This window comes from Wielerella bovis (genome assembly GCF_022354465.1).
In the GTDB taxonomy this organism is placed as follows: Bacteria; Pseudomonadota; Gammaproteobacteria; order Burkholderiales; family Neisseriaceae; genus Wielerella; species Wielerella bovis.
The window spans coordinates 1252149-1266508 of sequence record NZ_CP092361.1 but is presented as its reverse complement, the minus strand read 5'-3'; the positions used below and the strand labels follow the sequence as shown (position 1 = coordinate 1266508).

The window sequence follows — 14360 nt, the reverse complement described above, 5'->3', positions numbered from 1 at the left end:
ATGACACAAAACACCCTTTCTCTCGCCGTAGTTGGGCATACCAATACGGGCAAAACTTCCTTAATGCGAACCTTGTTGCGCGACAGTACTTTTGGCGAAGTCAAAAATGCCGCCGCCACCACACGTCATGTGGAACAAGCGATGATTGGCGAATATATTTGTTTATACGATACCCCAGGGTTGGAAGATGCAGGTGGTGTCTTGGATTGGTTGGAAGAACATACGTCCAGCCAAAAAGATGGCATTGAGCGCATTCAGCAATTTTTAGCGAGTGATGTGGCGCAAAACGAATTTTCACAAGAAGCCAAAGTATTGCGTCAGCTCATCAACAGCGATACGGCTTTGTATGTGGTAGATGCGCGTGAACCTGTGTTGCCCAAATACAAAGATGAATTGACTGTATTGTCGTGGTGCGCGAAGCCCGTGATGCCAGTATTCAATTTCACCCAAAACCGCGATTTAAGCGACTGGCAAACCATGTTATCGCGCCGAAATTTACATGTTTTCAGTAGTTTTGATACCGTTGCTTTTGATTTTGAAGGCGAAATGCGTTTGTGGAACAATTTAGCCACCATGTTGCCCGAAAATCCACAAAAAGGCAGCCTGAAAACGCTGATAGAAGTGCGCCGTCAAGATTGGCAGAATCTGGATAAACAAGCGCGTTTACACATTGCCCATTTTTTGCTGGACATTGCCGCCTACATTCAAGCATGTAGCGAAAAAGAGCAAATTGCCAATGTACAAGCCACGATGCAAGCCGCCGTGCGCCAACATGAACAAGGTTTGCAGCGTGATTTATTGGCATTGTATCGTTTTTATCAAGACGAATTTTCGGGCGACAACGCAACCCAGTTGCACACGTTCAGCCGCGACCCATTTGATGCCGATTTACTCAAAGAATACGGCATTCGCACAGGAACAGGCATTGCAACAGGCGCATTGATTGGTTTGGGTTTGGACGCTTTGACATTGGGGACATCACTCGGTTTAGGCGCGACTTTGGGCGGCATTATTGGCGGCTTTGCGAATAATTGGCAAACCTTGTCCGACAAACTCAATGGCATAGAAATCTTGCATATTGATAGTGGCACATTGGCGGTGTTAGCCGCACGAAATATATTATTACTGAATATTTTGAAAACACGCGGACACGCTGCAAACAGCACGATTACATTGAGTGAAGTCAGCGCACCTTGGTCAGATAAATTGCCCGAACCGCTGAAAAAAGCACGCAGTTATCCAAAATGGTCAGCATTAAATGAAAATTATGTGGTAGGGCAGCCTGAAAAAAATAAAATGGCAGAAATATTGGCGCAGAGTTTTCAGGTATAAAACCATGTGCAATTTATCATGAATAGGGTTTATAATATAATGAGAATTATTAACAGAATGTTTGTTTATGAAACCCAAAATCTTCCAATTCCTGATTTTTTTCATTGTGTTACCTGCTGCTGCACAAAATCACAAAAGTCTAGATGATCGCCGCATTACTGATGAACAAGTACATCAACAGATTCAAAACACGTTACCTGTTCAATTTGAACAAACTGTTGCACCTACTATTGAATCAAAGCAATCTGTTTTTTTAAGTGAAAATGAATTACAGCAACACCCTGATTTACTTGTGCGTGCACTGATGGCCGCTTTATTGCAAGGCAACGGTGAAAATACTTTCTTGCTGTTGCCACACTATCAAAAGCTGCCTGAACATTTGCAAGACTCGGTTATCAATATTTGGGCACAAGCTCTTATTGCGCGTTGGCGAGGTGAGCATACAAAAGCCGTGCGTTTATATCGTCAAGTTTTGGCACAGAAATCTGATTGGTTGGTGTTACGTTTGCAAACTGCTGCTGCATTATTATCTAATAAAGAATGGGAAGCCGCAGAAGCACAATTTCGTAAAATACAAAGTGAAAGCCAGTTACCTAGCGAATTGGCAAGTGAAATTGAACAAGTACTGGCACACATCAAACAGCAAAGTCATTGGCAATTGAATGGTGGTGCAACTTTTGTGAATGACAAAAACATCAATAATGCTCCGAAAAAGACTGATTTGGGTAATGGTTGGCGTGGTGAAGAAGCTGAATCTGGACAAGGTTTGTCAGTCAGCATGGACATAGATAAAAAATGGTTTTGGCAAAATGGCTTGTTTAACGAATGGCGCCTGGATGGTAGCAGCAAATTTTATTGGAACAACAAACGTTTCAATGAAGCCAATGCACGTGTATCGTTCGGCATAGGTCATCAAAACGCTAACGCAAGCATTGCTGTATTACCATTTTTTGAGCAAATGTGGTATGCAGGTGGTAGTAAAAATGATGAAAACTTACAGCGTTTTTCCAACGGTCGTGGCATCGCACTAGAAGCATCGCGTACATTTAATTCTAGATGGCAAGCTAACCTATATGCTGAAACTGTACAAAATCGTTATCGTACACGCAAGCATTTAAATGGTAATGCTCATTTTATTTCACTGACGGCAGCCTATCAGCACAATCCCAGCCAAGCATGGTTTGCAGGCATAAGTTTTAATCGTAATAATGCACATGATGGCGATGATTCCTTTATTCGTAAAAGTTTTCGTGTGGGTTGGCTTCAAGAGTGGCAACTTTTTTCCACGCGTTTAAGTGCATCTTATGGTTGGAAAAATTATCGTGCAACAGGCTTATTTAACACAATACAATACAACCGAGAATTGGGCATACAGGCAAGCGTATGGCACCGTGCTGTACACTGGCAAGGTTTAACACCGCGGTTGACTTGGTCGTATGCACGTACTAACAGCAATATTCCTTTGTTTAACTACAATAAACAGCGACTGTTTGTGGAAGTCAATAAGCAATTTTAGTAGATTGTTTGTGTTTCAGGCTGCCGTTGGTATAAGGATAAATTTTGTCTTGATTGTGAACGGCATTTGAACATAATGCAGTCAAAAATTTAACATCACAAAGAAAGCCTCTTGATTAACTAATGTTAATTTTCAAGAGGCTTTTAACATATCAAAAAAATCAATTAATTATAGTAAATTAAAATAAGAAATCTGCTTCGTTGTCCACGCCCTTATGTACTATTTGTACACGGGGGCGTGGTCGCCTTGCATCTTTCTTATTTTACTTCACTATATAACATCCCAATTTATCCCTGTGCTGCATTGAATTATTTAGAACCTGTGTTCATAATCTTAATAGCTTGCTTTTATCGCTACTTCATACGACTACTGCGTTGGCTTCCCACGCCAATATGTTCAATATTGGCGTGGGAAGCCGCCTTGTATTCGCATGAATTGACAATAAAATCAAGCCATCAATCTTACGAACACAGGTTCTTATTTTCATACATTAGCTATTTAATAAAAATGATTTGAATTTTTTAACAAAATAATACATAATAATAATTGTTATTATTTTCATAATTTGGTAATTATTTATCATAAACAAAGGATAGAGGCGATGTCATCTTTGAAATTATTAGGAATTTCCGTATTTAGTGCGGTTTTATTTTCTGCCTGCGCTTCAGGTAAAGGGAGTTTTGATTTAGACGATGTTAATCATAATGCCACAGTTGGTATGGTAAAGCCGACTTATCAGGATGATACTTCCAATCCACGTCGTGATACGGCGGAGCAAATCAAGGAAATCAATCAACCGTCTTTGGGGTATGCTGTGGAAGTACCGCGCCGCAATACAGCACCTAAACCAACTACAGGTACAGTAGAAGATAACGCCCAAGTGGCTATTACTGCCGATAAAGTTAAGCCTATCAATGTGGCATTGAACCAAGTTTCGCAATATTTTACTGCCGAATTGGAAAAGCATAATAAACACGATGATTCCTATGACATAGATTATTCACACAACAATGCAAATTTGGCACATAAACGTGATTTGACGTATGTGCGTTTAGGTTATGTGCTAGGCAACCGTCGTATGGAGTTTACCAATCGCCAAGGTTCAGGTTCGAGTCTCACGCAAGATATTTTCCCTGGTGGATGGGCTGGTTATGTGTTTTATCAAGGCAGCAGCCCTGCGGTTTCCCTGCCCACGCAAACTGTAACATACAAAGGTTATTGGGATTTTGTCAGTGATGCTGATAAAAATCGTAATATCTTGGCTGATGATTTTACGCAGGATAACAATCCTGCCAATGCTCTTCCAGGCAATGCCATTGGTGCTACTTCAATGGATGAAGCGGTCAATCGCCGTCATACAGGTAAGGGTATTGGTCACAGTGCCGAATTCACAGCTGATTTTGCTAACAAAAAACTTTCAGGCAGCCTGAACAGCAATGGTTATATTGCAAATGCAGACGATGCTCAAACTGTGAACAAACGATACAACATTACCGCTGACATTAAAGGTAATCGTTTCAAAGGCTCAGCAACAGCAGAAAATAAATCACACAGTATCTTTGGCAAAGATTCAGAAAATTTGGAAGGTGGATTTTTCGGTCCGAATGCTGAAGAGTTGGCAGGTAAATTTTTGACCGACAACAATTCCCTATTTGCTGTATTTGGCGGTAAGCGTGACAATAATCTACCTGCTGATCAGCTGCAAACTTTATTTGATGCAGAGAAAATTGATTCAGGCAGCCTGAAAAAAAACACACTAGATACTTTCGGTAATGCAGCCTATTTGGTGTTAGACGGCAGACAGTTTCCTTTGTTGCCTGAAGGCAAAACTAAATTTGCCGACATGAAATTCATTGAAACAGTGGAACGAGAACATCAGGGCAAGCAGTATAGCGTAACTGTATGTTGTAACAATTTGGACTATGTGAAATTTGGTAGTTATGGCGAAAAACAAACTACAGGTGGTATCACTCAAATCGTCAATGGGGCTTTCTTTTTGCAAGGCGAACGTACACCACTTGCAGCTATGCCCACAGGTCAAGCGCATTATCGTGGCACATGGCAAGCTAACTTTTGGAGCCAAAATAACCGTGTAGGCAGTGTTGAAGCAGGTGATGCAGCCCATGCTAGCCGTAGTCGTTTTGACTTTGATTTCGGCTCAAAAACTTTCACTGGTAAGCTGATTGATACCAATGGTAGCGAAGACAAACCTGCGTTCACATTATCAGGCAGTATAGATAAAAATGGTTTCACAGGACGTGCCAAAACTGATGTGAGTGGTTTTAACATCGATAAAGGTGGAAGTGGTGTGTTCGTGCATTTGGATGCTGAAGTCAAAGGCGCATTCTTTGGTCCTACCGGTGCAGAAATTGGTGGTACGCTGCATTCTGCCGAAGATGGTAAGGACAAAGTTGGTGGCGTATTTGGTGGTAAACGCCAAGTGGTGAAATAAGCTTACTCATGATGCTGCCTGAAATCTCTTTTCAGGCAGCATCATTATTTGAACAACCTATCTTCACAATATTGATAGCTTAATTTTATAGTGAATGCAAGACGAACGATAGTAGACGCATGAAATAGAAATACAAAGTAAGCTATTAAGATTATGGACACAGGTTCAAAGGCGTCAGAAAAATAAATTAAGCAGCCTGAAATATTATTTTCAATCAATTTAATTATATGGAAGAAAAACAATGTCTACAAAATCTTTATTTCAATTCAAACTGATTGTGCTAGCTGTTAGTACTATTTTATCCTCTAACTATGCTTCAGCCACCAATAAAACGTCAACAGATGAAGAAATCACACAAGAGTTAGAAACCATCCATGTACACGCTAAACGTCGCATCAGCAAACGTCAAAATGAAGTAACAGGATTAGGTAAAGTGGTTAAAAGTAGTGAAGACATTGATAAAGAACTGATTTTAAACATCCGTGATTTAACTCGCTACGACCCTGGAATTTCTGTGGTAGAACAGGGACGTGGTGCTACTTCAGGCTATGCAATGCGCGGTGTAGACAAAAACCGCGTTGCTATGTTAGTGGACGGTTTAGGGCAGGCACAATCTTATGCGACGCTCAAATCCGATGCGAATGGCGGTGCGATTAATGAAATTGAATACGAAAACATTAAATCTATTGAATTGAGCAAGGGTTCTAGCTCAGCTGAATATGGCAGCGGTGCTTTGGGCGGTGCAGTGGGTTTTCGTACCAAAGAAGCCAACGACGTAATCAAGCAGGGACAAAACTGGGGTTTGGATAGTAAAACCGCATACAGCAGCAAAAACAGCCAACTTACTCAATCCGTAGCAGGCGCATTCAGAATAGGTAGTTTTGATAGCTTGGCAATTTTAACTCATCGAACAGGTAAGGAAACCAGTATTCATTCCGCTGCCGAAGATGTGCAGCACACTTATCGTCCATTAGAAGGCTATTTTAATGAATACGATGTTAGACCTGGTTTGCCATCAGGTACTAGATCGCAAACGTATTACATCATTGCTGATGAATGTCCTACTTTGAGTTTGAGCTGTCGCCGAGCCAAAGCAAGCGTTAATCACATCAATCAACAACCGCGTTTAGGATTAAGTCCCGAAGAACAAGCTCAAGCTGATAAAATGCCCTATCCTGTTCGTACTGCCAACGCCAAAGATTACACAGGTCCTGACCGTATCAGCCCTAATCCCATGGATTACAAAAGTCGTTCTTTCTTTTGGAAAGGCGGCTACCGTTTCTTGCCTAACCATTATGTTGGTGGTGTTTTGGAATACACCAAGCAGCAGTATGACATCCGTGATATGACCCAACGTGCTTATTATACTCGCGAAGATATTTGTCCCACCTCATCAAGCTGCCAAACGTTGGATAAAAATGGTCATGGCAATGGTGGCATGACTGCTACTAATAATCCTTTGGATGGCTTGGTATTTGACGCAGGTAATCAATATCGTGGTGTGCGTTATACACGTGGCAAATTTTTTGATGAACATCACAACAAAAATCGCATCGGGCTGTTCTATCGTTATCAAAATCCTGAAAAAAACACATGGGTAGATAAATTCACCGCCAGTTTTGACCGTCAAGACTTGAAACTGGCCAGTCGCATCCATCGTACTAATTGTACCGATTATCCGAAAGCTGAACGCTGCCGTGCTAGCTTGGACAAACCGTGGTCAAATTACAGTACTGAGAAAAATGATTATCAGGAAATCCTCAATTTGGCTCAATTCAATTGGGAAAAAGCATTCAGATTAGGGTTTATTGCCCATAAATTGAGTATAGCTGCAGGTTTCGGTAACCACCGTTCTACCATGAAACACGGCGATATTTATTCTGAATACACCAAGATGCCTGCCTATATCCATAAAAGTGGACGCGGTACTTATGATGACCCTCATATTTACGAGCGTGAAAACATACTACCTGCATTAGTACAAATTAATGGCTGCAATAACAATGCAAGCGATAATCGTGACTGCACACCACGTGTTATCACAGGTAAACAGCATTACATTTCTCTACGAGACCATATTGCATTTGGTAAATATGCCGATTTGGGATTGGGTGTGCGTCATGATAGCCACAGTTTCCGCTCCAGTGACCCATGGATTAAAAGTGGCTCATACCGCAATTGGTCATGGAATGCAGGATTAAGTCTTAAACCTAGCGAATATCTAACACTGTCATACCGTGTTTCTAATGGTTTCCGCGTTCCTGCTTTTTATGAACTATACGGCATACGTACAGGGGCATCCGAGAAAAACAATCCATACACCCAAGCTGACTTCCTAAATCGCAAACCATTGAAAGCCGAAAAAGCATTCAATCAAGAAATTGGCTTGGCAATCAAAGGCGACTTTGGTGTCATAGAAACAAGTGTATTCCAAAATGACTACAAAAACCTGCTTGCTCGTGCCGACAAGCGTTTCCCGCAATTGGGTTATGTTGCTGATTTTTATAACACTCAAGACGTGAAACTAAATGGCATCAATATTTTGGGCAAAATAGACTGGGCAGGTATTAGCAATAGGCTGCCTGAAGGGCTATATTCCAATTTTGCCTACAATCGTGTCAAAATAAAAGAACGCAAGCTACATGAAGGTTACATCAATGTTTCCGAACCCACTATGGAAGCTGTTCAACCTGGTCGTTTTGTTGCAGGCATAGGTTATGACCAACCAGAAGGGAAATGGGGGTTTAATTTAAGCGGCACTTACTCCAAAGCTAAACGCAATGACGAATTGACAGGCAGCAAAATCTACGGTGGCGGTAATATTGTCCAAATCGCAGGTAAGCGTACTCGTGCATGGTATATTTACGATTTGACCGCTTATTACAACTTAAGACAGAAATTTACCCTGCGTAGTGGTATCTATAACCTAACTAATCGCAAATACAGCACATGGGAAAATGTACGTCAATCTTCCGCCAATGCTGTGAATCAAGACCAAAGTATCCGTTCTGCTCGCTATGCTGCGCCTGGTAGAAACTTTACTGTTAGTTTGGAAATGAAATTTTAAAACCACATTCCATTATTATTTTCGTGCAGATGTGAATCTGATTTTCTGGCAAAGAAACATGATTTCATATATCTTCCAATGATGGATTCACATCTATTAGTTGTTTAAAATGGAAATAAGGAAGACAAGAGAACAGAATATACTATGGTGGATTCAATTTAAATCAGGACAAGGCGACAGCGACCGCCGTGTACATATAGTACATAAGGGAGCTGGCAACGCTGTACTGGTTTAAATTGAATTCACCATATATACAAATCAGCATAAGAAAGAACGACTATACATGAAAATGAATAGCCTAGTTTTAGGTTGTCTTAAGCTAAAAAAGCAGCCTGAAACTTTTACACAACTTATTTAGGCAGCATGAAAACAAAAAACACGGTATTTCCAATAAATACCGTGTTTGTATATTATTATATATTGCTTAACGATTAACCACCAGACTGTTTTACCATATAATCAATGGCTGCTTTCATATCCGCTTCTGTCAAGTTTGGATTACCACCTTTGGCAGGCATTGCATTGAAACCTTTCATTGCATTTTCTAACAAAGTAGCTTTACCTTTTTGAATACGTGGTGCCCATTCATCATTTTTGGTAATGCGTGGCGTATTAGGGATAACCGAAGTTGCTGCATGACATACATAACAAGTTGTATCATATACTTCTTTACCACGATCACCAGCATCTGCAACGGAAGAAGTAGCGGCTGCCGAAGCTGTTTCAGCATTCGCTGTGGCTTTTGCACCCACAGCAGGTTCAGTAAAATTAGCACCTGATTGATTGGCCATATACGCCACCGCACGCGCTACCTCGTCATCTGTCAAATCAGGAGAACCGCCACGAGCAGGCATGGTATTAAAGCCGTCAATCGCATGACGCACTAAAACATCAAAACCTTGCGCAATTCGAGCAGTCCATTGGTCGTTATGCGTAATTTTGGGAGAGTCTGGTGTAACACTATCTGCTGCATGGCATTGCGCACAAATTTTATCAAATACTTGCTGACCTGTGCGCTGTCCTGGTTCTGCACCATCGCCCAACTGTAAGCGACCACTTGGCATAATACGAGTTTCTGTTGCACTTTCTGTTGTTTGTGCCACTTCACTATGGTAGCCACTATTTGCCAATTTTGCTAATAAAACAATAACTGATACTAGGATAATAATGCCGCCCAACAAAGTAACCATTGCTGAACCGCGTACTTTATTTTTAGATGAATTCATGGAATTATTCTCGCCATTTTAGGGTTGTGAGAAGAAAGTGGTTTGTATTGTTAATTTACATTAACATGAATTTGCGTGATTATACTGAATTCAATCGGGGTTTCCAATCCTAAATATAAAATAATATGATTTTGCTTTGTTTAATTTGCAGTGTTTGTGGAAAATTTTGCCAAAAAATAAAATTTCGGGTATGCTTTCACTCTTTAATGAGTGCGCCGTACCCGTAGCTCAGTTGGAAGAGCGTCAGTTTCCGAAGCTGAAGGTCGCCGGTTCGAACCCAGTCGGGTGCGCCATACGATTTATTTAGATTAATAACTCACATCATAACCCAATAAAGCAACTTTGATTTTTAAGTTGCTTTTTTCGTATTTGAATCAAACCTTCTCTGCTTTTAAGCCATCTCTTTTAAGCCATCTCTCAATTTCATGATAATCAAAGAAAAACACTTTGCTTCTGATTAAAATCTAGCGAGAGCAGTTTGAATATGTGCGTATATACTGGTTTAAATTGAATACAGGTTCTCACTCTCTATATGTAATTTGAAACGGCTATACGTCATCTTCCATTTGTTAGACTTCTTATTTTTATAGATATTGTTATTGGCTTGAAATTAATAATGCTGTATTATTTTGATTTTAAAAGACTATATTTGCAAAAGTTGTAATTTGCTATTTCGCGACTGACATCATAATCTTGTAAAAAGGTTTATCAAATGAAACGACATTCCACTTTAATCAAACTTTCGCAAGAGCATCATCATACATTGGCATTGTGTTTGCGTATTTTAAGGCAGCCTGAAAACAATTATCGTGAAGAAATTACGGCGCATTTTGTGGATTTGGAAACACACTTTCGTGTCGAAGAAACGCAATTTGCACCTTTGTGGACAATACTCAATCGGACAGATTTGCAAACACGTTTTGAACAGGAGCATGCGCAATTACGCCGTTTGTTTCAGGCTGCCCAATTTGATAGCGCACAATGGAATACGACTTTTGCCACATTATTACGCGACCATGCGCGTTTTGAAGAACGTGAATTGTTCCCTGCTTTGCAAGAAAAAGTGTTGCCAGTAGAATAGTGTAGCCTGAAAACATTAGTAGGAGAATTTTTATCATGAAATTTTTACCACTTTTATGTGCAGCGTTACTCTGCGCGTGTACCACGTCTATACCCAATCAGCAGAATACGATTGTCAATCAACAAAATGCACCATCTTTGCCTTTAGCTGGAAAATGGCAACTGGCTGCGTTTACAGGATTTTCAACACAACAAATCCAACAAGCGCAGGCTTATATGGATTTGAGCAAAATGCCCGATGCGCACGCCAATATGGGCTGTAATCAACTGATATTCCAAGCAAAAATCATTGATTCCACACAAATTCAATTTGATAATATAGCAAGCACACTCATGGCTTGCGACGAAGAAATGAAATTGGAACAAGCGTTTAGTCAAACATCGCATCAAGGTGCGTGGACATATTCGCTGCAAAATAATCGCTTGATTTTGCGCCATGAAATGGGCGTTGAAATGCAGTTTACACCTTAATTTGTAATACAGGAGTTTTTATGTCTGCACGTTGGCAAACCACACGATTTACGATTGATTTGTCTCGCCCAAAAGTGATGGGCATTGTCAATATTACGCCCGATTCTTTTTCTGATGGTGGCGTGTATTCTGGCAGCCTGAAAAACACGCTGGCACATGCTGAAAAACTGTTGCACGATGGCGCAGATATTTTAGATATTGGCGGCGAATCCACGCGCCCCAATGCGGATTATGTTTCGCCCGAAATCGAATGGCAACGCGTGCAACCCGTGTTAGCTGAATTAGCACAATGGAACGTACCGATTAGTTTGGATACGCGCCGTGCTGCGATAATGCGTTTGGCGTTGGAGCAAGGATATGTCGACATCATCAACGATGTGCAGGCTTTGGAAGATGAAGGCGCAATGGAACTTGTGGCGCAATCATCCGCAGGTGTATGTTTAATGCATATGCAAGGGCTGCCTGAAAATATGCAAAATAATCCTGTTTATCAAGATGTTGTGGACGAAGTAGCACGTTATTTGAGTGAGCGTGTACGCCTATGTGAACAAGCAGGTATTGCGCTCAATCGTATCACTCTGGATGTGGGATTTGGTTTTGGTAAAACGCTGGCGCATAATATTGCATTGATGCAACATTTACCGCAATTATCTACATCCTACGCATTACCCTTATTAGTTGGCGTATCACGCAAACGCATGATTGGCGAGATGATAGAGCGTGAAATTCCTGCCGAACGTGTCGCTGGCAGCGTAGCAGCGGCTTTGTTTGCCATACAACACGGTGCAAAAATCGTTCGCGTACATGATGTGCGTGAAACAGTAGATGCGGTGAAAGTTTGGCAACATTTGTCTGCAAAAAACTGAAAAGGCAGCCTGAAAACTGCTACAATTTATTTTCAGGCTGCATTGACATTTTATAAAGGAAATCATCATGCTAGGCGCAGCAACAGGCGATATTATTGGCTCATGCTTTGAATTTGATAATTACAAAGACACCGATTTTGAACTTTTCTCACCCACATCCGATTACACCGATGACACCATTTGCACCGCCGCCGTTGCCGAGTGGGTATTGGGCGGTTGCGAGCAAGATTTAGCGGTAATTATGCAAACATGGTGTCGCCGTTATCCCAATCCATGTGGCGCGTATGGTGCACGTTTCAATCAATGGATTTGGTCAAATGACCCACAACCGTATAAATCATGGGGCAACGGCTCAGCCATGCGTGTTTCTGCGATTGGTTGGGCATTTGACAGCTTGGACGAAACGTTGGATAAAGCCGAACAATCTGCTGCTATCACACACAATCATCCCGAAGGCATTAAAGGCGCACTTGCCACCGCCGCCGCTATTTTTTGGGCGCGACAAGGCGAAAATAAGGATTATATTCGCCAAGAAATTGAATCCGAATTTGGCTACGATTTAAGCCAAACCTGCGAGCAAATTCGCCCAGAATACCGTTTTTATGAAAGCTGCCAAGGCACGGTACCGCAAGCCATCATCGCGTTTTTGGATAGCCACAGTTTTGAACACGCGATTCGTTTGGCGATTTCTTTGGGTGGCGACAGCGATACGATTGCGGCGATTACAGGCAGCATTGCCGAAGCGTATTATGGCGGTATTCCAGCCGCCATTCGCAAAAATGTGTTGCATATTTTGCCTCATGAAATCAGCGATATTTTATTAAAAATAACACAATAAATATGCCAAAGGCAGCCTGAAAAAATGATTTTCAGGCTGCCTTTTATAACAAGATACAACACTTCCCTTATTTTCGGGCAGCCTAAACGCGACAAAGCAGCCTGAACAAGATAAAATACGCCCCTTTCAATTTTACCGAATCATCATAAATCAAATACATAAGGAAAACATAATGTCCGCACTCCCACCCGTAAACGAAGAAATGAAAAAGTTCATTCACAGCTTATTGACTCACATGGTCAAAAACAAAGGCTCGGACTTATTCATCACCGCAGGCTTCCCACCAGCCATGAAATTGGACGGCAAATTAACCCGTTTGAGCGATAAACCGCTGACCGCCGAACACACCATGCAAATCGCGCGTTCCATTATGGACGACAAACAAGCCGAAGAATTTTTAAACACCAACGAATGCAACTTCGCCATCAGTTTGGCTGGTGTATCTCGTTTCCGTATCAATGCCATGATTCAACGTGGCGCAGCCGCTTTGGTTTGCCGTGTGATTACCAGTGATATTCCCAAATTTGAAGATTTAAAATTGCCGCCTGTATTGCGCGATGTGGTTATGGAAAAACGTGGCTTGGTGATTTTTGTTGGCGGTACAGGTTCGGGTAAATCCACATCTCTCGCTGCTATGATTGATTATCGCAATGAAAACAGCTTTGGTCATATCATTACCATTGAAGACCCGATTGAATATGTGCATCCACACAAAAATTGCATCGTTTCACAACGCGAAGTCGGCGTGGATACCGAAAACTGGTTTGCCGCATTGAAAAACACCTTGCGCCAAGCCCCAGATGTGATTTTGATTGGTGAGATTCGCGACCGCGAAACCATGGACTATGCGCTTGCTTTTGCCGAAACAGGACACTTGTGTATGGCAACCTTGCATGCCAACAACTCTAACCAAGCACTTGACCGCATCATCAACTTCTTCCCCGAAGAACGCCGCACCCAATTGCTGACTGACTTATCTTTGAACTTAAAAGGTTTCATTTCGCAACGTTTGATTCCACGAAAAACAGGTAAAGGTCGTTCAGCAGCAGTAGAAATTTTGTTGAACTCGCCTTTGATTTCCGAATTGATTTTGAAAGGCGAAGTGCATGGCATTAAAGAAATCATGGCGAAATCACGCGAATTGGGCATGCAAACCTTTGACCAAGCCTTGTTTGATTTGTATGAAGACGACATGATTTCCTATGACGATGCGATTAAAAATGCCGACTCTGCCAACGACTTGCGTTTACAAATTAAATTGAACAGTAAGAAAAATGCCACAGCTGGCGAAGATGGGGCATTGGACGGCTTGTCTATTATGGATTATCAGCACGAACAGCCTGATGAGCAGCAATAAGGCAGCCTGAAACCCTTGCAACTCCCAAATTGTAAGTTGGATTCTTAGAACCTGTGTTCATAATCTTAATAGCTTGCTTTTATCGCCACTTCATACGACTACTGCGTTGGCTTCCCACGCCAATATGTTCAATATTGGCGTGGGAAGCCGCCTTG

Annotated in this window: 10 protein-coding genes and 1 tRNA gene; 10 read left to right on the top strand and 1 reads right to left on the bottom strand. The window is 41.5% G+C overall.

Features of this window, described 5'->3' with window-relative positions; translation table 11 throughout:
- The 4 genes from MIS45_RS06215 to MIS45_RS06200 all read left to right on the top strand — a co-directional run bounded on the left by MIS45_RS06215 (window position 1) and on the right by MIS45_RS06200 (window position 8367).
- Window positions 1-1332, top strand: coding sequence for a GTPase/DUF3482 domain-containing protein (locus MIS45_RS06215; protein ID WP_249449898.1), 1332 nt, complete (start codon window positions 1-3; stop codon window positions 1330-1332).
- 67 nt (window positions 1333-1399) lie between these two features.
- Window positions 1400-2848, top strand: coding sequence for a surface lipoprotein assembly modifier (locus MIS45_RS06210; protein ID WP_249449897.1), 1449 nt, complete (start codon window positions 1400-1402; stop codon window positions 2846-2848).
- A 601-nt stretch (window positions 2849-3449) separates the two neighbouring features.
- Window positions 3450-5300, top strand: coding sequence for a transferrin-binding protein-like solute binding protein (locus tag MIS45_RS06205; RefSeq protein WP_249449895.1), 1851 nt, complete (start codon window positions 3450-3452; stop codon window positions 5298-5300).
- 241 nt (window positions 5301-5541) lie between these two features.
- On the top strand, window positions 5542-8367 hold the full coding sequence (locus tag MIS45_RS06200; protein ID WP_249449894.1) for a lactoferrin/transferrin family TonB-dependent receptor: 2826 nt from the start codon (window positions 5542-5544) through the stop codon (window positions 8365-8367).
- 431 nt (window positions 8368-8798) lie between these two features.
- Here the strand turns inward: MIS45_RS06200 and MIS45_RS06195 are convergent, their stop codons facing one another.
- Complete coding sequence (locus MIS45_RS06195; protein WP_249441702.1) at window positions 8799-9593, bottom strand: c-type cytochrome; 795 nt, start codon at window positions 9591-9593, stop codon at window positions 8799-8801.
- A gap of 217 nt (window positions 9594-9810) precedes the next feature.
- On the opposite strand from MIS45_RS06195, the gene MIS45_RS06190 reads away from it, so the two are divergent.
- The 6 genes from MIS45_RS06190 (at window position 9811) to MIS45_RS06165 (ending at window position 14205) form a co-directional block, all read left to right on the top strand.
- Window positions 9811-9886: transfer RNA gene (locus tag MIS45_RS06190), tRNA-Arg, on the top strand.
- 419 nt (window positions 9887-10305) lie between these two features.
- Window positions 10306-10674 (top strand): hemerythrin domain-containing protein, encoded by a 369-nt coding sequence (locus tag MIS45_RS06185; RefSeq protein ID WP_249441703.1) that lies wholly within the window; start codon window positions 10306-10308, stop codon window positions 10672-10674.
- Between the two features lie 35 nt (window positions 10675-10709).
- Entirely contained in the window at window positions 10710-11144 is a 435-nt protein-coding gene (locus tag MIS45_RS06180; protein WP_249449893.1) for an META domain-containing protein, read from the top strand.
- 20 nt (window positions 11145-11164) lie between these two features.
- Window positions 11165-12010 (top strand): dihydropteroate synthase, encoded by an 846-nt coding sequence (folP, locus tag MIS45_RS06175; protein WP_249449892.1) that lies wholly within the window; start codon window positions 11165-11167, stop codon window positions 12008-12010.
- Window positions 12011-12077: 67 nt separating this feature from the next.
- A complete protein-coding gene (locus MIS45_RS06170) occupies window positions 12078-12848 on the top strand; it encodes an ADP-ribosylglycohydrolase family protein (RefSeq protein ID WP_249449891.1) in 771 nt (256 codons plus the stop codon).
- A gap of 172 nt (window positions 12849-13020) precedes the next feature.
- On the top strand, window positions 13021-14205 hold the full coding sequence (locus MIS45_RS06165) for a PilT/PilU family type 4a pilus ATPase (RefSeq protein WP_283397256.1): 1185 nt from the start codon (window positions 13021-13023) through the stop codon (window positions 14203-14205).
- Window positions 14206-14360 lie beyond the last annotated feature (155 nt).